Consider the following 19,207-nt stretch of genomic DNA (forward strand, 5'->3'; position numbering starts at 1 on the left):
TCTCTTTATTGAAATATGGAAATAAAGCCCTGTTTGCAATTTATTTGTAAACGGGGCTTTGTTTTACTTCTGATTCTTCTCCGCAGGGTTCGTATGAGAATGAGGAGCCGATTTAATCTTGTCGAGTAAATACAGAATCTCAGTTTGGACATCGAAATTATATCTTTGGTAATCCTGATAGGTGGGCATCAAGTCCGGATAAAGTGTGTGGGCACACCGGTCTTTGCCCGGAAAGCATATTTGTATGGAGTTGGAGATAGAGCCTTGCATACCGGTATAGGGTAGCCGGAATAAGGTTTGTTCCATGTAGGTATTGGGGGCTTGTCCGCTGGGTATTCCTACAAGGGTAGCACCCATTTTCCACAGATAGAAAGTGTAGTGGAAAGCTGCACTGAAGGTACGTTCGTTGGTAATGACGTAAATGTGTTCCGGAGTATAGAGCGCCTTTCCTTGTTGCTTTCTCAGTTCTTCCGGCACACTGGACATACAGTTCTCGATGAAGTCGGTCCGTCGCTGTTCTATGTCTGTGGTGTCTGCTTCGTCCGTACTAAAAGTGTAGTCACCGTAGGCATAGTCTGTTCCGTATGCTTGGTTGAAATCCTGTAAGTTTGTCTGTAGTTTTTGCATGTAGAGGGGAGAGATGATACGATAGAATTCTATATCCATATCCGTTTGCAGGAAGTGGTCGCCGAACAGTTGGTAAAGTGTGGGTAGGACAATTGGAGTCCAGCCGCCGCTATTGTTGCGCAAATCTATGATGAGGGTGGAGGAGGCTTCCTTCTTCATCTCTTTCAGCATATGGGCGAAAACTTCGGAAAGGGACGGGAGTTGCCGAATGGCTTGCAGGGTATCGGCGGGCATATCTTGTTTCAGGATATCCCGATAATAGAATCCTATTTGCCGGTATAAATCTTTCAGCCCTTGTTTTTGCATATACTCAAAATTATCCCGTGCCATGATACTGTTGATATTGATGAGCATTATTTGCTTGTCGTTGTCTATGAACTGATAGGCCAGTTGTTTGTCTGTATAAGCTTTCCAACTGTTATTGTGTTGCATGGGTGTGTTTTGCACTTCCTGCCTTGACAATAAGGGAAGGGTTAATCCTCTTGATTTGCCGTCGGGAGTAAGAAGTGAGAGGTGAAGGTTGTCTTTCATTTCAGGGAAAAGCTGTCTCAAGAAATGTTCCGTAGGCATGGACCTGCATAGATTGGCATAACGGTCATATAGGTTTTCACTGGCTTGGATAGCGGCAGTGCGGGCCAGTACCTCTTCTAAAGAATCTCCGTTGATGGTTGTGATACGGCTACCTAACAAGTCTTTGTACGTTTCAGGGATTCCTTGAAGTATAATGCCGTCGGGGATGGTGCGTACTTCCAGTGCCAGGTAACGCTGATTTGCTTGTTGATTGGCTGTGGGAGGTAAAAGGTAGGTATGTCCGTCTTGCAGATTGGATAGGAAAATGCTTACCTTGTCAAAAAAGGTCTGTTTCGTACCGGGAGTCCGGCGTAACTCGTTCTCCAGATGGAAAGCTTGTTCGTAGAAGAATACTTTTCCTCCGAAGCCGCTGTAAGGGTCGGGATGGGTTGCTGCCAGTTCTTTTACCAGATACCGAAAGTCTGAGGCAAGGGAATCCCCGTTTAGGGGCTCTTGGGCGCTTGCCAATAGGTAAGCCAGACAGGGAAGGAGGGATAGATAAATACGTTTCATATTCTTGAAATATTTAAATTGTATGCTAGAAGGGGAAAGTAGAGGGAGAGGTTGTAGTAGAATAAAAAAGGTGGAGTTCGTATGTCTCCACCTTTCATGACAGATTCTTATTTTTTTAGCTGCTCGTTCATCGCTGCTGCTGCCTTTCGTCCGTCTCCCATGGCAAGGATTACGGTGGCACCTCCGCGGACAATGTCGCCTCCGGCAAAGATGGTCGGGATGGACGACTGCATGTTATCATTGACGGCAATCGTTCCCTTCCGGCCCAATTCCAGTCCCTTGATGGAGCTTGGGACAATCGGGTTGGGAGATACACCTACGCTGACGATGGCAAGGTCGATGTCGATGGTTTCTGTGGCTCCGGGGATGGGTACGGGACTGCGGCGTCCGCTGGCATCCGGTTCACCCAGTTCCATTTTCTGAAGCACCACTTGTTTTACTTTTCCTTGTTCGTCGGCAATGTATTCGATTGGGTTGTGGAGGGTCAAGAACTCTACACCTTCTTCCTTGGCATGTTTCACCTCCTCGATACGTGCCGGCATTTCTTCTTCCGAACGACGGTAGATAATCATGGCACGCTCTGCACCGAGACGGCGTGCGGTACGTACGGAGTCCATAGCTGTATTGCCGCCACCTATCACGGCTACGCATTTGCCGAAAGGAACCGGAGTATCGGAGTCTTCACTGGCGGCATCCATCAGATTGACACGGGTCAGGTATTCATTGGACGAGAGGATATTGATGGAGTTCTCGCCGGGGATATTCATAAAGTTGGGCAGTCCTGCTCCGGAAGCTACGAATATGCCCTTGAATCCTTCCTCTTCCAGTTGTTCCACGCTGAGCGTCTTACCGATAATGCAGTCCTTGACGAATTCCACTCCCATTTTGGCAAGGTTGTCAATCTCCACATCCACCACTTTGTTGGGCAGGCGGAACTCCGGAATGCCGTATTTCAATACACCGCCAATCTCATGCAGTGCTTCGAAAACGGTAACGTCATAGCCATACTTTGCCATATCTCCGGCAAACGACAGACCGGCGGGACCCGAACCGATGACGGCAACTTTGATGCCGTTCTTTTCCTTGATTTCCGGTACGGAGATTTGCCCGCTCTCCCGTTCGTAATCGGCGGCAAAGCGTTCCAGATAACCGATAGCTACCGGCTTCTCGTTCATCTTCAGGTGTATACATTTGGATTCACACTGCTTTTCCTGCGGACAGACGCGACCGCAGACGGCAGGCAGTGCACTGGTTTCTTTCAGTGTCTTGGCCGCTTCGAGGAATTCTCCGCGCTCAATGTTCTTGATGAAGCGGGGAATATCGATACCTACGGGACAGCCTTCCGTGCAGCCCGGATTAGCACAGTCCAGGCAACGCTTGGCTTCGGTCAGTGCCTGCTCTTCCGTCAAGCCTTGATTGACTTCCTCCTTGCGGCTGTGCGAACGATATTCCGCATCGAGTTCGTTCATCTCTACACGTGGAATGGCGGTACGCTCTTTGGCTTTCATGGACTTGCGTAGTTCTTGGCGCCAGGCGGCATTGCGGCTTTTCTCGTCCGCTTCCTGCACGTTCTCATGGGTGGCTTGGCAGGTCTGAGGTTCTTCCAGTTTGTGCATCTCTTCGCGTTCGATGCTCTTGAAGGCGCCCATACGCTTCAGCATCTCGTCGAAGTCCACTTGATGTCCGTCGAACTCAGGGCCGTCCACACATACAAATTTGGTCTTTCCTCCGATGGTGATTCGGCAGGCGCCACACATGCCGGTACCGTCAACCATAATCGTATTCAGGGATACATCCGTGGGGATTTCGTATTTCTTTGTCAGCAAACAAACAAATTTCATCATGATGGCGGGGCCGATGGCGAAACACTTGTTCACCTTCTCGCGCTTGATGACTTCTTCTACGCCTTCCGTCACCAGACCTTTTCGTCCGTAGGAACCGTCGTCGGTCATGATAATGACTTCGTCGGAGCTTTCGCGCATCTCCTTTTCAAGGATGATCAGTTCTTTGGTACGTCCTGCCAGTACGGTGATGACGCGGTTGCCGGCAGCTTTCAGCGCTTGCACGATAGGGAGCATGGGAGCTACGCCTACACCACCTCCGGCACAGACCACAGTACCGAAGTTGTCAATGTGCGTAGCTTGTCCCAACGGGCCGACAACATCCGTAATATAATCGCCTTCGTTCAGTTCGCAAAGACGGGTAGAGGAGAGCCCGACTTCCTGAACCACCAGTGTGATGGTTCCCTTTACCGGGTCGGCTTCCGCAATGGTAAGCGGCATACGTTCGCCTTTTTCGCCCACACGTACAATGACAAAGTGCCCTGCCTTACGTGATTTGGCAATCAATGGTGCTTCAATGACTAACTTAAAGACCTTTTCAGAAAAGTGTTCTTTGCTAATGATTTTATTCATTATCTAATAATTTTGTTGGTGTAATTACGCAATTACTGTCAGATTGATAGATTTTGCAAAGATAGGGGTTATTTGGTAATATCAAAAGAAGAATAGGGTAAAACTGCATGTTGTCACTGGATAACATTCCTTTGTCACTATAATTTGTTCACTTTCTACAGCCTGCCTACTTTTGAAATAAAAAATGAGGAAGAGTATGTATCGAAATGTTTTTTTAGGGGCAATTTTATTGAGTATGCCTTTGGTGGTTTGGTCGCAGCAGGATACGATTGCCGACCAGCGTTTGGAAGAAATTATGGTAACTGCTAAACTCCCGTTGGTAGAAATATCTGCCGGTAAAACAAGTTACCGGATGGATGCGTCAGTCACTCAAAGTACGGGAAGTCTTTATGATGTTCTTGCTTCCCTGCCGGGAGTCGTGATAGATTCCAATGGTAATATCTTGCTGAACGGACAAAGCGGTGCGACGATTCTGATGGATGGCAAGCCTACTTATCTTTCGGGAGATGAATTGATGAGTCTGTTGAAATCTACTCCTGCAACTAATGCTGATAAGATAGACTTGATAACCCAGCCTTCCGCACGCCACGATGCGGCGGGAAGCTCCGGGTTGATTGATATACGTACAAGAAAAATAAGGCTGCGCGGTGTGAATCTGGCTTTGAACGGCAATGGCAGTCTTGGACGGACGGGTAGCGGTTATGGAGGTGCCTCCATGAATATCCGGGAGAATAAGTTCAATCTTTATTTGAACTATTCGTATTATCAGGGGAAGGATGTCATAGACTTGTTTATCGACCGTGCGTTCGAACGGGATGGAGGAAGGATGATGCAGGACTCTTACCGGAAGCGTAGGAATTATTCGCACTATTTTCGTACCGGATGTGATTATTATCTCAATGAGCGGACAGTTTGGGGAGTCTCGTTGGGTGGAAACTTTTCCCGACAAAAGGAAAATGCAGGCATGTTTACGGAAATCCAAGAAATCGGAGTTGCGGGAAATACTTATAGCTATGCGGAGCAAAACCGGAACAATCTTTCTGTCGGGACCAGTATGGTGCATAAGCTTAAAAGAGAAGGGGGAGAACTCAGCGCTTCTTTTGATTATTTCCATTACTACCGTGTTGGAAACCAGTTGATGGATAGTTTTAAGCCCGATACATTGAAAGGGGATATGAAGGGAAATACCGACTTATATGTCGGACAGATAGATGCGGTTTATCCATTGAGTGAGGTTTGGAAGTTACAGGCCGGAGTCAAAACCTCATTTGTTACGATAGACAATACGGCAGGTTATATGCGTCCGTCGGTTTCCGGCTGGCTGCCGGACGGGGCACTTGGTTCCCGATTCGTATATGATGAGAATATCAATGCCTCTTATCTACAAGTCGGCTATGAGAAAGACCGCTTGAAAATCTCAGCGGGTCTAAGGTTGGAACATACCCATGTACACGGGGATTTTGGAGGAAATACACAACAGAAAGACTCTTCGTTTACAACGAATTACTTCCATTTGTTTCCTACTATTGCTTTGCAATACGGTTTGACTTCGGAACATCTGTTTCAGCTTTCGTATGGCAGGCGTATTACCCGCCCCAATTATGGTGATTTGAATCCTTTTACCTATATATTTGATGACTATACCCATGAAGGGGGAAATACGAAGCTGCATCCTTCTTTCTCTGATAATATAGAGTTGGGGTATGTGTATCGTGACTGGTTTCAGACAGTGCTCTTTTTCTCGCATACAGATGATGCTATCATGAAGAGCTATCGCGAACAGGAGGGGCGGCGTATCTATGTAATGCCCCAGAATCTGTCTTCCTATGTACAGACGGGTATGCGTGTACATGCCGCCAACCTCTCACCTGTTTCTTTTTGGAAGGTGAATCTGACCGCTATCGGTATTTATAATAATTATGGTTGGACGGAGCAAGGGCAGAAAATGAAAAACCGTATGTTTACCCCGATATTCGGCTGCATGAACCAGTTTGCTTTCACTTCCGTATGGTCGGCCGAACTTTCGGCAAATTATAATGGACGAATGGCCTACGGACAAGCCACAGTACATCCGGCGCTGGAAGTGAATGTCGGCATCCAAAAGAAGATGTTCCGTAACAGATGCACCGTTACCTTGTTTGCCAAGGATGTATTCAACACCAATTATCAAAAAGTAGATATTCAATCTCCCGGTGTGCAGGCGTTTGTTGACGAACGGCACAACAAACGTGTGCTGGGTATTGCTTTCTCTTGGCGTTTTCAAAAAGGCAGCGATACAAAAGAAAGCAGAAGGAAAAAAGAAATAGATGAAACAAAAAGAGTAAATTTGTAACTACTATGGGCAGACTGTGGAACAAATGGCTGATGCCGGCATTATTTGCCGTGATTCTTTTTCTATGTATTCGTGTGGCGAATGATATTCCGAAACATGAATACTATTGGGAAAGTAATGAGTGGAATTTCATGTTGAAGGATATGCTTGTGGTACTCTTCATGTCTTACCCTATCTTTTTTCTATTGAAGTATTGGCTTTGTTTGTGCCGGAAGCGGAAGTTGGTGTGGTGGCAGGAATACGGGGTGGTTGTCCTGACAGCTCCCGTCTGGTGTCTTCTGACGATGTGGGTTATCCGCTTTTTGATGGGGGTAAGTCTTGATTTATACGATGTGCCTATTCCCGCCATAGTCAGTATGTTGCTTGGCGGCTTCTTCTATATATTCTTGCGTAATCAGATGATACAGAAGGAAAACGAAGCTCAACGCCTGCAATTGGAGAAGATAAAAAATGACCAGCTCCAGACAGAGCTGAAATTCCTTAAAGCACAATATCATCCACACTTTCTTTTTAATGTACTCAATACGGTTTATTTTCAGATAGATGAGAATAATGAGGCTCCACGGCATACTCTTGAGCAATTGTCCGATTTGCTTCGTTACCAATTATACAATGACGGGGAGAAAGTGCAAGTTCGTGTGGAAGTGGAATATCTGAAACAATACATCAGCCTATGTAAACTTCGTGCTACGAAGCGGCTGCAGTTGCAGGTGCATTTCGATGAAATGGAGGCGCAGGTTGAGATTTATCCATTGTTGTTTGTACCGTTGGTGGAGAATGCTTTCAAATATGTGGGAGGGAACTATTTTATAGCTATGGATATGTGTCTGAAAGAAGGCAAGTTGTGTTTTAGTATTGAAAATTCTATACCGGAACCATTAGTGCACCAGAAAGGAAAACATGGAATCGGCATAGAAAATCTGAGGCGCAGGCTGGAGCTGCTATATCCGGAGCGTCATACGCTGGACATAAATAGAGGAGATACTTTGTTTAGAGTAAAACTTGTGATAGAATTATAGGATGAAACAGGTAAAATGTGTAATAACCGATGACGAGCCTACTGCATGTGAAGGATTGCAACGCTATGTGGAAAAGGTGGATTTCCTTTCTTTAATGGGTGTATGTGAAGATACTATGCAGTTGAACACTCTTTTGCAGACTGAGCAGCCGGACTTGTTGTTTCTGGATATTGAAATGCCTTATCTTTCGGGGCTTGAACTCTTGGCATCTCTTGCCCATCCGCCTCATGTGATTATCACTTCCGCTTATGAGCAGTATGCATTGAAAGGTTATGAACTTGATGTTACGGACTATCTGTTGAAACCGATTTCGTTTGACCGGTTCCTGAAAGCGGTGAATAAAGTACATGGTCTTTTGCAGCAGGAGAAATGGCCGGATGAAGCTAATAATTTTATATTTGTCCGTTCAGACCGTCAGATGCATAAGGTGTTGTTTAAGGATATTCTGGTGGTGGAGGGGCTGGAAAATTACGTCTGTATTTATACGGAAAGCACAAAGCTGCTTGTACGTTCTACCATGAAGCGTATGATAGAGGCTCTTCCTGGTGGAGTATTTCAGCAAGTCCATAAATCATATCTGATAAATTTGGAAAAGATTGAGATGATAGATGGCAATCGGATTATAGTTGGGAGGCATACTGTTCCGGTGGCACGTAATTTCCGCGAGGAGGTGTTTGCACGTATTTTGAAGAATACTTTGTAGTTGCGCAGGAGAAGCTTGTCATGATAAAACTCCGGGCACGAATTACATGGATTTCACGTTTTTTGCTAACCGCAACTGTGAAATTCATGTAATTCGTGCCCGAAAGAAAGTGTCAAAGGCGTATTGCTGCACGTGACTATTATGGCCTTAGTCTATTATTTCAAATCCCGTATACGGAACCAATGCCTTTGGTATGCGGATTCCTTCTGGAGTCTGGTTGTTTTCCAGCAAGGCGGCAACAATGCGTGGCAGAGCGAGTGCGGAACCGTTCAGCGTATGGCAAAGCTCTGTTTTCTTTTCTGCCGTACGGTAGCGGCATTTCAGACGGTTGGCTTGATAAGTGTCAAAATTAGAGACGGAACTTACTTCCAGCCAGCGTTTCTGTGCTTCGGAATACACCTCAAAGTCAAAACAGAGGGCAGCCGTGAAGCTCATATCGCCACCGCAAAGGCGCAGGATGCGGTAGGGGAGTTCCAGCTTTTGAAGCAAACCTTCCACGTGGTCCAACATCTCCTGGTGGGATTGTTTGCTGTGTTCCGGTTTGTCGATGCGTACCAGTTCCACTTTGGAGAATTCGTGCAGGCGGTTCAAGCCACGTACGTCTTTCCCGTATGAACCGGCTTCACGGCGGAAACATTGTGTGTATGCACAGTTCTTGATGGGCAACTGCTTTTCGTCCAGAATCACATCACGGTAGATGTTGGTTACGGGGACTTCGGCGGTAGGAATCAAGTAGAGGTCGTCCACTTCGCAATGATACATTTGCCCTTCCTTGTCAGGCAGCTGTCCCGTGCCGTAGCCGGAAGCGGCGTTCACCACTGTGGGCGGCATTATTTCCGTATAGCCGGATTTGCGTGCTTCGTCCAGGAAGAAGTTGATGAGTGCGCGTTGCAGTTGTGCGCCTTTGCCTTTGTATACGGGGAAGCCGGCACCGGTAATCTTGACACCCAGGTCAAAGTCTATCAAGTCATATTTCTTGGCCAGTTCCCAGTGGGGCAGGGCGTCTTTGGGCAGCTCGGTTTCCATACCACCTATTTTCTCTACTACATTGTCGTCGGCACCTACGCCTTCAGGCACGCTGTCGTAGGGAACGTTGGGGATGGTATAAAGCAAAGTCTGCAAATCGTTGGCAGCCTGGTCCATATTGGCTTGCAAGTCCTTGTTGACTTCTTTCAGCTCGGCCACGCGGCTTTTGGCGGCTTCTGCTTCTTCTTTCTTGCCCTCCTTCATCAGTTGTCCGATGGATTTGGAGAGTGAGTTGGCTTCTGCCAGGTTTTTATCTAGGATGGTTTGATTGGCTTTTCTTTTGTCATTGAAGTCCAGCACTTGTGCAATGGTTTCTTTTGCATTCTTGAAGTGCTTCTTTTCCAGTCCGCGGAGAACCGCGTCGGTGTTTTCTGTAATTTGTTTGATGGTAAGCATATCTTATACTTGTTTTTATGTTATTCGGTTTTGTGAGTGCAAAGATATGGAAAAAACAAATAAAGTGTTGCTTTTGACATAAAAGAAAGGGATGCAACCTATTCGGATTGCATCCCTTTTCCTTATTTCTTGTTCGGAAACTTATGCTTCTGCATTTTCTGCAGGGATAACAGAAACTGAACGTCTGTCTTCCTTGCCCACTTTGAACTGTACAGTTCCGTCTACTAAAGCGAAAAGAGTGTGGTCTTTTCCCATACCGATGTTATTACCCGGGTGGAATTCAGTACCTCTTTGACGAACGATGATGTTACCTGCTTTGCAAGCTTCGCCACCAAATATCTTAACGCCTAATCTCTTGCTCTGTGATTCGCGGCCGTTCTTAGAACTACCGACACCTTTTTTATGTGCCATTTCTTCTTACTGTTTTAATTGATTAAGCTACTACTTCTGTAATTGTTAACTCTGTGAATTGTTGACGGTGACCGTTCAACTTACGATAACCTTTTCTTCTTTTCTTGTGGAAAACAAGAACTTTATCGCCTTTTACCATGTTTGATACGACCTGGCAAACAACCTTTGCACCCTCTACTGTGGGAGCACCTACGGTGATGTTGCCGTCTTTGTCTACCAAAAGAACCTTGTCAAACTCTACTGTTGCACCGTTTTCTGCATTCTGGATGTGGTGTACAAACAGCTTTTTGCCAGCTTCTGCTTTGAATTGCTGACCGTTGATTTCTACAATTGCGTACATTTCTTATATATAATGTATAAGTTAGCTCCGTCGGGTGGTCTCTAATCACTTAGAAAGCACTTGGTCGAACCCGGTGCGGAATAATCGGGCACAAAAGTACTCTTTTTATTCTAAATGGACAAATGTTCTTTTGCTTTTTTGTTCTTTTAATGCAGATTGTACTTTTAGATTATTGGAGAAAAACTGTTTCATCAAGGAGAAACAGTCCGTGTAGGGATGGTTTCTGTTACAAAATGAATTTCAGAACATAGATACCGGCCAGCATCAGCGCCATTACAAGACACGCGAATATGACGAGTAGCACAAGACTGTAAGTCAGCATGAGGATAGTGCGCCAAAAGCTTCTCCACCAGGTGCAGCGGTACAATTGTTTGTAATCCCAACAGAATAGGACGAAAATAAGCCATAAAGGCAGCTCATACAAATCGTCTACCTTTGCGTACCCGTTGAAAGGCAGCACGATGATGCTCAGCAGGAGTATCTGGCAAGCTATGTAGGCTTGTATGAACACATGCTCCGTGGTATTGTAGTTTAACTTATATTTCCGGCGTCGGAAGGCAAGTTGGGTGGCAAGTGCAAACAAAGGCAGTGTGGCAATGATGCGGAATGCCTTGTTTCCGTGTCCCCAGCTCTTCATCAGATTCCATACTTTCATTAGGAAAGGAGAGTTCTGGAAGACTTTTTCCAGTCTGTCTCCCACTTCCGAGGTGTCGTTTACAAATTCATCGATGAGGTCGCCATCATCGCTGTTCTGTTCGGATACCTGTGTGGCAGAAGTGGAGTCGTTCTTCTCTTCCAGTTTGTTCAAGCTTTTCTCCAGGCTTTTTATAGTGATGGCGAGGGCTCGCTTTTCCTCTTTGCTATAGGTTTTCTCCATCTTTTTGGTAAGCTTCTCTTTAGCGGCAATGATTTCTTCTTTGTCTGTCTGCTCTGTCTTTTCCGTCTTTTCTTTTTTGCTTAGGGCTTCCGGGTCTACCAGTTGCACAGCCATGATATAAAGGGCTGCAAGAATGAAGAGTGTCTGGAACGGGCGAAAATACTCTACACGCTTACCACCGATGAAGTCTCTAATCATGTACCCCGGACGGTAGAGGAGTTCCAGAAGGGTACGTCCAAAGCCATTATCTATATTGAAGAAGCCTCCGGCAATGTTTTTAAGCGCGTTACTCAACCGATAGCGTGGAGTGTTACGGCTTTGTCCGCAACGGTTACAGTAGTTGCCGGTATAGGTGGTGCCGCAATTCAGGCAGGTGCAGGTTTCGTTGCCAGCGGGAGGAGTTTTTCTCCCTTGTATCAGCTTGATGTGAAATGCGCGTAAGCGTACTGCGCAGGGGTGCCACCATGAGTCGATGAAAGTTTTTGCTTTGTTGGGTAGTATCCTTCTTTTTTGGAGGATACCCCACAATGTCAGTATGAAAACAACCGGGAAGAAGTTGCTGTCGTCGGTCATGTCCAGCTCTTCAATAGCCAGCCAGAAGAGTGTCACTAGAAGGAGGATTTGCCAGACGCTTATCCTTTTCTGTTTCCGGGGAGAAGTGGCATGCGCGTTTTCCGGCCGGATGGGATTTTCAATCTTGAATATGGAAGGATACTCCTCCTGAACTGCCAGCAGTTCTTCCAAGGTGTTCATTATTTTCCGGTGTGGGTACTTCTCCAATTCTTTGGCAGTGGTTACTCCGTGGGTGACTCCAGCAAAGTCTACTCCGGCCGCTTGGGCTGTTTCCGCATCTACCGTGCTGTCGCCTATATAGAGGGTCTCGGCTTTGCTGACATGTAGCCGCTTAATGGCAAGGAGTAGCCCTTCGGGAGATGGCTTGGCGGCTTTCACGTCTTCACCACCCACGATGATGTCCATAAAATCTTCAGGAAAATGCTGGTCGAGGAGTTCCTTGATGCGGAATCGGTATTTGGTCGAGATGATTCCGATGCGGGCGCCGGAGTCCTTCAGTGCAGTCAGTACGGACTTGGTTTCCAGGAAAAGCACCGTGTTGACAGTCATATGCGTATCGGCCTCTTTTCGGTATTCTGCCTTGAATCCTGCCAGTTGTCCGGCATCTGTCACGCCGGTGAGGATGGAAAAAGAGTCTTCCAGAGTCTTGCCGATAGTACGTTTGATGTCGTCATCCGTCACCTCTGTATATCCGTGACGGGTCAGTACGTTGCGGAAACAAGTGACGATTCCGCGGGAAGAATCAGCAAGCGTATAATCAAAGTCGAAAAGATAGGTCGTGTAATTCATTGTGACTTTTTGTGACAAAGATAGTGTAAAGTATATTTTTACAAAATAAAAAAGAGGATTAATCGGAATTTTGTATTACTTTTGTTTGCATGAATTCTGTAGAAAAGTGACAAGATGTGTAAGTGTTTTATCCGGTTAGGTTGTTATACTATACACGTTAACCCTATAATGTTATGAATTTGATAAAATCTTGTTGTTTGTTTGTGGTCTTTTCATCCTTTCTGGCATGCACCTCGCAGGTGTCGGATGTGAAGAGTGTGTCTTATACAGAGTTTGTGAATCCCTTTATCGGTACAGATTTTACTGGAAACACCTATCCGGGTGCTCAGGCGCCGTTTGGCATGGTGCAGCTCAGTCCTGACAACGGACTGCCGGGCTGGGACCGTATTTCCGGATATTTTTATCCGGACAGTACCATTGCAGGCTTTAGCCATACCCATCTCTCCGGAACCGGCGCTGGTGACTTGTATGACATCTCTTTTATGCCGGTGACATTGCCTTATAAGGAGGCGGAAGCTCCGCTCGGCATTCACTCTTTGTTCTCTCATTCGGAAGAGTCGGCAAGCGCTGGATATTATCAGGTGCGTCTGAAAGATTATAATATAAATGTAGAGTTGACGGCCACCGAGCGTTGTGGCATTCAGCGGTATACTTTCCCAAAAGCCGATGCTGCCGTTTTCCTGAATTTGCGGAAAGCCATGAATTGGGATTTTACCAATGATTCTCACATAGAAGCCGTCGATTCGGTAACGGTGCAAGGTTACCGTTACTCTGACGGTTGGGCACGCGACCAGCGCCTCTACTTCCGTACACGTTTCTCCAAACCGTTTGCTGCGATGCAGCTCGATACAGCTGCCATAGAGAAAGAAGGCAAGCGGATAGGGACATCTGTCATTGCACGATTCGACTTTCAGACTAAGGAAGGAGAACAGATTCTTGTCAGTACTGCCATCTCCGGTGTAAGTATGGAAGGGGCGGCACGTAATCTAGCAGCAGAAGTACCTGATGATGATTTCGACAAATACCTGGCTGCTGTGCAGGATGATTGGAACGAACAATTGTCCCGGATAGAAATAAAATGCGATGACCGCGATGAGAAAGTCAAGTTCTATACAGCTTTATATCATTCGATGATTGCTCCTACCATTTACAGTGATGTGGACGGCGCCTATTACGGTCCCGACAAGCAAGTGCACCGGGTAGAGGGCTGGACAAATTACAGTACTTTCTCCTTGTGGGACACTTACCGTGCGGCTCATCCTCTCTATACTTTTATTGAGCCGGAACGGGTGAATGATATGGTGAAGTCCTTCCTCGCCTTCTTCGAACAGAACGGCCGCCTTCCCGTATGGAATTTTCAGGGGGGCGAGACAGATATGATGATAGGTTACCACTCTGTGCCGGTTATTGTAGATGCCTATCTGAAAGGTATTGGGGACTTCGATGCGAAAAAGGCCTTGGAGGCTTGTGTAGCTACTGCCAATATCGATTCCTATCGTGGCATTGGGTTATATAAGAAATATGGCTATGTTCCTTATAATGTGACAGATCAGTATAATTCGGAAAACTGGTCACTTTCTAAAACACTGGAATATGCATATGATGACTATTGTATAGCCCGTATGGCAGAGAAGCTGGGCGATAAGGAGGTTGCGGACGAGTTTTATAAGCGTTCCCGTAATTACCGGAATGTCTACAATCCGGTAAGTTCTTTCATGCAGCCCCGTGATGACAAGGGAGAGTTTATCCGGAACTTCTCGCCGGACGACTATACTCCGCACATCTGCGAGAGCAACGGCTGGCAATACTTCTGGTCTGTGCAGCAGGATATTGACGGTTTGATAGTTTTGACCGGAGGTAAGGAACGGTTTGCCCAGAAGCTGGACAGTATGTTTACTTACAATCCTTCTGCAGATGATGAGTTGCCTATTTTCAGCACCGGGATGATTGGCCAGTATGCGCATGGAAATGAGCCTAGCCATCACGTCATCTATCTGTTCAATGCTGTGGATCAACCTTGGAAAACCCAGAAATATGCAGCCCGGGTGATGCGTGAACTCTACCTGAACACTCCTGCCGGTTTGTGCGGCAACGAGGATTGCGGACAGATGTCCGCCTGGTATGTGTTCAGTGCGATGGGCTTTTATCCGGTAGACCCGGTTGGTGGAAAATATGAAATCGGTACCCCCCTATATCCGGAAATGAAGATGCACCTGCCCGGTGGAAAGACCTTTACGGTACTGGCGCCGGCGGTGAGCAAGGAAAATTGCTACATTCAATCTGTCAAACTCAACGGTAAGAACTATGACAAAAGTTATATTACGCATGAACAGATAATGGATGGAAGTGTTTTCGAATTTGAAATGGGGGATAAGCCAGGTCAGGCATGGTACAGTCCCCGATAACCGGCTAACATATGAATGAACATTTCGACTTGACATATAAATCCCTTTTCCGCAGGTATTATACCAACCTGCTGTTCTATGCCACACGCATTGTGGGGGAAGAAGATGCGGAAGATGTGGTACAGGATGTTTTCGTGGAGCTGTGGAAGCGGAAAGATACCATGAAGGTGGGAGAGCAGATTCAGGCTTTTCTGTATAGGGCGGTGTATACCCGTGCCTTGAACGTTCTGAAGCATCGGGACATTGTGAGTGGCTATGAGGCTGTCATGCTCGAAATCCATAAAAAGAGGGTTGAGTTCTATCAACCTGACAGCAATGATGTGGTGAAACGGATAGAGGATGCCGAACTCAGGAGGAAGCTGTCCGATGCCATCAATGAATTGCCGGACAAGTGCCGGATGGTATTCAAACTCAGCTATCTGCATGATATGAAGAATAAGGAGATAGCTGATACAATGGGAGTGTCATTGCGTACGGTGGAGGCCCACATGTACAAAGCTTTGAAGTTGCTGCGTGATAAACTGGGGTATCTGAACCTGATGTTGGCTCTGTTTTTCATCGGGAAAGTAAGTGTTTTTGCGAGCAGCGTTGTTTTATTATCATAATGAAGGAAAGAATGAATAAGTTGAATGAGGAGATATTGGCCAAGTTCCTTATGGGTGAATGTACGGAAGATGAACTTCGTGAGGTGAACGCCTGGCTGGAAGAGTCGGGTGAGAATGCACGCGAATTGTTCAGGCTGGAGGAGATTTACCACTTGGGGAGACTGGGGGATACTTCGAATACACAAGACATAGAAAAGGCCGAAAAGCGATTGTTTAAAAGGCTGGAACAAGAGAAGACGAAACAATACAAGGTACGGAGGATGGTTGGGTGGATACGGTATGCGGCCGTATTTGTGGGCTTCTTCCTTTTGGGTACTTTCGGCTATCTTTTTTATCAGACTTATAGCCAGCCGGAAACATTACTGGCTGTCACCACTCATGATAAGATTAAGGAACTGAAACTGCCGGATGGAACCAAAGTCTGGCTGAATAAAAACACTACCCTGAAATATCCACATGAGTTTGCAGGGAAGGGAAGAAAGGTTTATCTGGAAGGAGAAGGATATTTTGAGGTGATGAGGAATCCGGAAAAACCGTTTGTCGTACAGAGTGAGGTCATGCAGGTCAGAGTATTGGGAACTGTTTTCAACCTCAAGTCTGACAAGGCTAAGATGTCTGCAGTAGCTACCCTTTTGAAAGGCGAAGTAGAGGTGAAAGGTAATCATGGCGAGGGTATGATTATCCTTGCCCCCGGACAGAAAGCCGAGCTGAACGGAATGACTAGGCGTCTGGTGGTGAAGCAGGTGGATACGGGAATCGAAAACTGGCACAATAATGAGTTTGTCTTTGAGAAGGCTGACCTATACACCATTGCGCGTACATTGGAGAATTCGTATGGGGTGAGGGTAATTCTGGCACCGAACATAGATGTAAGCAAGACTTACTCGGGTACACTGAAGAAAAAAGAGAGTGTAGGGGCTGTGCTGAATCTGATAAAGAATGCCATTCCATTGGAGTATAAAATTGTGGGGAACAGTGTTTTCCTCTCCTCAATGAAGTAGGAAGGCCGCACAAATTCGAGATATGACGAGAAGAATTTATTTAATACTAACAACTTTCTAATATTATGCGAAAATTAATCCTATTGTTTTTTTTTGTGAGCAGTGCTTTATGGCTGCATGCCAAAGACTTTACCCGGTATGTCAGTCCTCTTGTCGGCACGCAGTCTACTTTCGAGCTTTCCACCGGTAATACCTATCCTGCGATCGCACGTCCCTGGGGTATGAACTTCTGGACTCCTCAGACAGGTAAGATGGGTGACGGCTGGCAATACGTCTATACCGCGAACAAGATCCGTGGTTTCAAGCAGACACACCAGCCCAGTCCCTGGATTAACGACTACGGGCAGTTCTCCATTATGCCGGTGGTTGGCAAACCCGAGTTTGATGAAGAGAAGCGTGCAAGCTGGTTCTCCCACAAGGGCGAAGTAGCACTTCCTCATTATTATAAGGTATATCTTGCCGAACACGATGTGGTTACCGAGTTCACCCCTACCGACCGTGCCGTATTGTTCCGTTTCACTTTCCCTGAAAATGATCATTCATACATTGTTGTCGATGCCTTTGACAAGGGCTCTTATGTGAAGATACTTCCGGAACAGAATCGTATTATCGGTTATACTACCCGTAACAGCGGCGGTGTTCCCGAGAACTTCAAGAACTATTTCGTGATAGAGTTCGACAAGCCTTTTACTTATAAGGCGTCTGTAGCCGATGGCGTCTTGACCGAGAATAAGGTTGAGCAGGAAGCCGGACATGCCGGTGCTGTTATCGGTTTCAAAACCCGTAAGGGTGAAGTGGTACATGCCCGTGTAGCCTCTTCTTTCATCGGTTTTGAGCAGGCTGACCGTAACTTGAAGGAGCTTGGCAATGACAATTTGGAAACACTGGTTCAGAAAGGTCAGGATGCCTGGAACAAGGTGCTGGGCCGTATTGATGTGGAAGGCGGAACCCTTGACCAGTACCGTACTTTCTACTCATGTTTGTATCGTTCCTTGTTGTTCCCGCGTGCATTCTATGAACTGGATGAGGCGGGAAATCCGATTCATTACAGTCCCTACAATGGGCAAGTGTTGCCCGGCTATATGTATACGGATACCGGTTTCTGGGACACTTTCCGCTGTCTTTTCCCATTCCTCAACCTGATGTATCCGTCGGTGAACAGGCAGATTCAGGAAGGTCTTGTCAACACCTATAAGGAAAGCGGTTTCTTCCCCGAATGGGCAAGTCCGGGTCACCGTGGCTGTATGATTGGCAACAACTCTGCTTCCGTACTGGCAGATGCCTATCTGAAAGGTGTGAAGGTGGAGGATGTGCAGACGTTGTACGAAGGTCTCATCAACGGTACAAAGAATGTCCATCCCGAGGTCTCTTCTACGGGTCGCCTCGGCTATGAGTATTACAACAAGCTTGGTTATGTTCCCTACGATGTGAAAATCAACGAGAACACTGCCCGTACTTTGGAGTATGCTTATAATGACTGGTGCATCTACCGCATGGCAAAAGAACTGAACCGTCCGAAGAAGGAGCAGAAACTCTTTGCGGAACGTGCCATGAACTATAGGAATGTATTTGATAAGGAAAGCAAGCTGATGCGTGGTCGTAATCAAGACGGCCAGTTCCAGTCTCCTTTCTCTCCTTTGAAGTGGGGTGACGCCTTTACTGAAGGTAACAGCTGGCACTATTCCTGGTCTGTATTCCACGACCCTCAAGGTCTGATAGACCTGATGGGTGGAAAAGAGTCTTTCGTAGAGATGCTTGACTCTGTATTTATTGTCCCGCCCTTGTTCGATGACAGCTACTACGGCCAGGTAATCCATGAAATCCGTGAGATGACAGTGATGAATATGGGTAACTATGCCCATGGCAACCAGCCCATCCAGCACATGATTTACCTTTATAACTACGCCGGGGAACCTTGGAAGGCCCAATATTGGCTTCGTCAGGTAATGAACCGCATGTATACTGCCGGTCCCGACGGTTATTGCGGTGACGAGGACAACGGTCAGACTTCCGCGTGGTATGTCTTCTCTGCACTTGGTTTCTATCCGGTTTGCCCTGGTACGGACGAGTATGTATTGGGCGCCCCTCTGTTCCGTAAGGCTACCCTCCATTTCGAGAACGGTAAGTCCCTGACAATTGACGCTCCGGATAACTCACCGGAGAACATGTATATCGAGTCTCTCAAGGTGAACGGCGTGGATTATTCCAGGAATTATCTGACGCATGGCGATTTGCTGAATGGCGGTACCTTGAGGTTTGATATGGGCAGCCAGCCTAATATGAAGAGAGGTACGCAGCCGGAAGATTATCCTTATTCTTTCTCGAATGAACTGAAGAAGTAAAGAATAGTAATAATATAGTAAGAAAAGGGTTGCCTCGAAAATAAGTTGATATATCATTTTGTTATTTACTATCTGTATTATAGGTGTTTTTCTTGAATCAGGTGGAAATAATTATTTACTTCGTTAGTAATATTGAGCAAAATGATATATCAACTTGTTTTCGGGGTAACTCTTTTTTTTAGGATTAATGATAAAAAAGATACTTTTTCAGTAAGTGTATTTTCATTGTCTGTTGTTTTATATAGGAATGCGAGAGAATGAATC

The 19,207-nt window shown here is 46.3% G+C and carries 13 protein-coding genes; 7 read left to right on the forward strand and 6 right to left on the reverse strand.

Annotation, left to right across the window (positions count from 1 at the left end; translation table 11 throughout):
* Positions 1–63: 63 nt before the first annotated feature.
* Together DWZ67_RS14130 and DWZ67_RS14135 are read right to left on the reverse strand one after the other, a co-directional pair.
* The gene (locus DWZ67_RS14130; RefSeq protein WP_120139116.1) at positions 64–1,710 is read right to left on the reverse strand and encodes a S41 family peptidase; all 1,647 of its coding nucleotides are present in this window, start codon (positions 1,708–1,710) and stop codon (positions 64–66) included.
* 107 nt (positions 1,711–1,817) lie between these two features.
* The gene (locus tag DWZ67_RS14135) at positions 1,818–4,124 is read right to left on the reverse strand and encodes a bifunctional dihydroorotate dehydrogenase B NAD binding subunit/NADPH-dependent glutamate synthase (RefSeq protein ID WP_120139118.1); all 2,307 of its coding nucleotides are present in this window, start codon (positions 4,122–4,124) and stop codon (positions 1,818–1,820) included.
* A 196-nt stretch (positions 4,125–4,320) separates the two neighbouring features.
* Between DWZ67_RS14135 and DWZ67_RS14140 the strand changes: the two genes are divergently transcribed.
* The 3 genes from DWZ67_RS14140 to DWZ67_RS14150 are packed head-to-tail and all read left to right on the forward strand — an operon-like array spanning position 4,321 to position 8,178.
* Entirely contained in the window at positions 4,321–6,456 is a 2,136-nt protein-coding gene (locus DWZ67_RS14140) for a TonB-dependent receptor domain-containing protein (RefSeq protein WP_243635170.1), read from the forward strand.
* Between the two features lie 5 nt (positions 6,457–6,461).
* The gene (locus DWZ67_RS14145; RefSeq protein ID WP_009037054.1) at positions 6,462–7,475 is read left to right on the forward strand and encodes a sensor histidine kinase; all 1,014 of its coding nucleotides are present in this window, start codon (positions 6,462–6,464) and stop codon (positions 7,473–7,475) included.
* Between the two features lies 1 nt (position 7,476).
* Positions 7,477–8,178 (forward strand): LytR/AlgR family response regulator transcription factor, encoded by a 702-nt coding sequence (locus DWZ67_RS14150; RefSeq protein WP_005828898.1) that lies wholly within the window; start codon positions 7,477–7,479, stop codon positions 8,176–8,178.
* 147 nt (positions 8,179–8,325) lie between these two features.
* On the opposite strand, the gene serS is transcribed toward DWZ67_RS14150, so the two are convergent.
* The 4 genes from serS to DWZ67_RS14175 form a co-directional block, all read right to left on the reverse strand.
* A complete protein-coding gene (gene serS / locus DWZ67_RS14155) occupies positions 8,326–9,600 on the reverse strand; it encodes a serine--tRNA ligase (protein WP_005828896.1) in 1,275 nt (424 codons plus the stop codon).
* Between the two features lie 141 nt (positions 9,601–9,741).
* Positions 9,742–10,011: a 50S ribosomal protein L27 gene (gene rpmA, locus DWZ67_RS14160; protein ID WP_005828893.1), complete on the reverse strand. Its 270-nt coding sequence runs from the start codon at positions 10,009–10,011 to the stop codon at positions 9,742–9,744.
* A 22-nt stretch (positions 10,012–10,033) separates the two neighbouring features.
* Positions 10,034–10,351 (reverse strand): 50S ribosomal protein L21, encoded by a 318-nt coding sequence (gene rplU, locus DWZ67_RS14165; protein ID WP_005828892.1) that lies wholly within the window; start codon positions 10,349–10,351, stop codon positions 10,034–10,036.
* Between the two features lie 226 nt (positions 10,352–10,577).
* A complete protein-coding gene (locus DWZ67_RS14175) occupies positions 10,578–12,590 on the reverse strand; it encodes an HAD-IA family hydrolase (RefSeq protein WP_005828889.1) in 2,013 nt (670 codons plus the stop codon).
* Positions 12,591–12,763: 173 nt separating this feature from the next.
* On the opposite strand from DWZ67_RS14175, the gene DWZ67_RS14180 reads away from it, so the two are divergent.
* From DWZ67_RS14180 to DWZ67_RS14195, 4 genes are all read left to right on the forward strand, one after another.
* Positions 12,764–14,995 (forward strand): GH92 family glycosyl hydrolase, encoded by a 2,232-nt coding sequence (locus DWZ67_RS14180; RefSeq protein ID WP_016272631.1) that lies wholly within the window; start codon positions 12,764–12,766, stop codon positions 14,993–14,995.
* Positions 14,996–15,006: 11 nt separating this feature from the next.
* Complete coding sequence (locus DWZ67_RS14185) at positions 15,007–15,600, forward strand: RNA polymerase sigma-70 factor (RefSeq protein WP_005828885.1); 594 nt, start codon at positions 15,007–15,009, stop codon at positions 15,598–15,600.
* Between the two features lie 11 nt (positions 15,601–15,611).
* Entirely contained in the window at positions 15,612–16,601 is a 990-nt protein-coding gene (locus tag DWZ67_RS14190; protein WP_005835480.1) for a FecR family protein, read from the forward strand.
* Between the two features lie 65 nt (positions 16,602–16,666).
* Entirely contained in the window at positions 16,667–18,943 is a 2,277-nt protein-coding gene (locus tag DWZ67_RS14195; RefSeq protein WP_005828880.1) for a GH92 family glycosyl hydrolase, read from the forward strand.
* The last annotated feature ends 264 nt before the right edge of the window (positions 18,944–19,207 follow it).

This window comes from Bacteroides sp. AF34-31BH (genome assembly GCF_003602795.1).
GTDB classification, from domain to species: domain Bacteria; phylum Bacteroidota; class Bacteroidia; order Bacteroidales; family Bacteroidaceae; genus Bacteroides; species Bacteroides uniformis.

What these genes read in the sequence shown, in the direction of transcription:
- DWZ67_RS14185 (WP_005828885.1), top strand. Translation starts at nt 15,007, where the DNA reads ATGAATGAACATTTCGACTTGACATATAAATCCCTTTTCCGCAGGTAT.
- DWZ67_RS14140 (WP_243635170.1), top strand. Translation starts at nt 4,321, where the DNA reads ATGTATCGAAATGTTTTTTTAGGGGCAATTTTATTGAGTATGCCTTTG.
- rpmA (WP_005828893.1), bottom strand. Translation starts at nt 10,011, where the DNA reads ATGGCACATAAAAAAGGTGTCGGTAGTTCTAAGAACGGCCGCGAATCA.
- DWZ67_RS14135 (WP_120139118.1), bottom strand. Translation starts at nt 4,124, where the DNA reads ATGAATAAAATCATTAGCAAAGAACACTTTTCTGAAAAGGTCTTTAAG.
- DWZ67_RS14150 (WP_005828898.1), top strand. Translation starts at nt 7,477, where the DNA reads ATGAAACAGGTAAAATGTGTAATAACCGATGACGAGCCTACTGCATGT.
- DWZ67_RS14180 (WP_016272631.1), top strand. Translation starts at nt 12,764, where the DNA reads ATGAATTTGATAAAATCTTGTTGTTTGTTTGTGGTCTTTTCATCCTTT.
- DWZ67_RS14130 (WP_120139116.1), bottom strand. Translation starts at nt 1,710, where the DNA reads ATGAAACGTATTTATCTATCCCTCCTTCCCTGTCTGGCTTACCTATTG.
- DWZ67_RS14145 (WP_009037054.1), top strand. Translation starts at nt 6,462, where the DNA reads ATGGGCAGACTGTGGAACAAATGGCTGATGCCGGCATTATTTGCCGTG.
- DWZ67_RS14190 (WP_005835480.1), top strand. Translation starts at nt 15,612, where the DNA reads ATGAATAAGTTGAATGAGGAGATATTGGCCAAGTTCCTTATGGGTGAA.
- DWZ67_RS14195 (WP_005828880.1), top strand. Translation starts at nt 16,667, where the DNA reads ATGCGAAAATTAATCCTATTGTTTTTTTTTGTGAGCAGTGCTTTATGG.
- rplU (WP_005828892.1), bottom strand. Translation starts at nt 10,351, where the DNA reads ATGTACGCAATTGTAGAAATCAACGGTCAGCAATTCAAAGCAGAAGCT.
- DWZ67_RS14175 (WP_005828889.1), bottom strand. Translation starts at nt 12,590, where the DNA reads ATGAATTACACGACCTATCTTTTCGACTTTGATTATACGCTTGCTGAT.
- serS (WP_005828896.1), bottom strand. Translation starts at nt 9,600, where the DNA reads ATGCTTACCATCAAACAAATTACAGAAAACACCGACGCGGTTCTCCGC.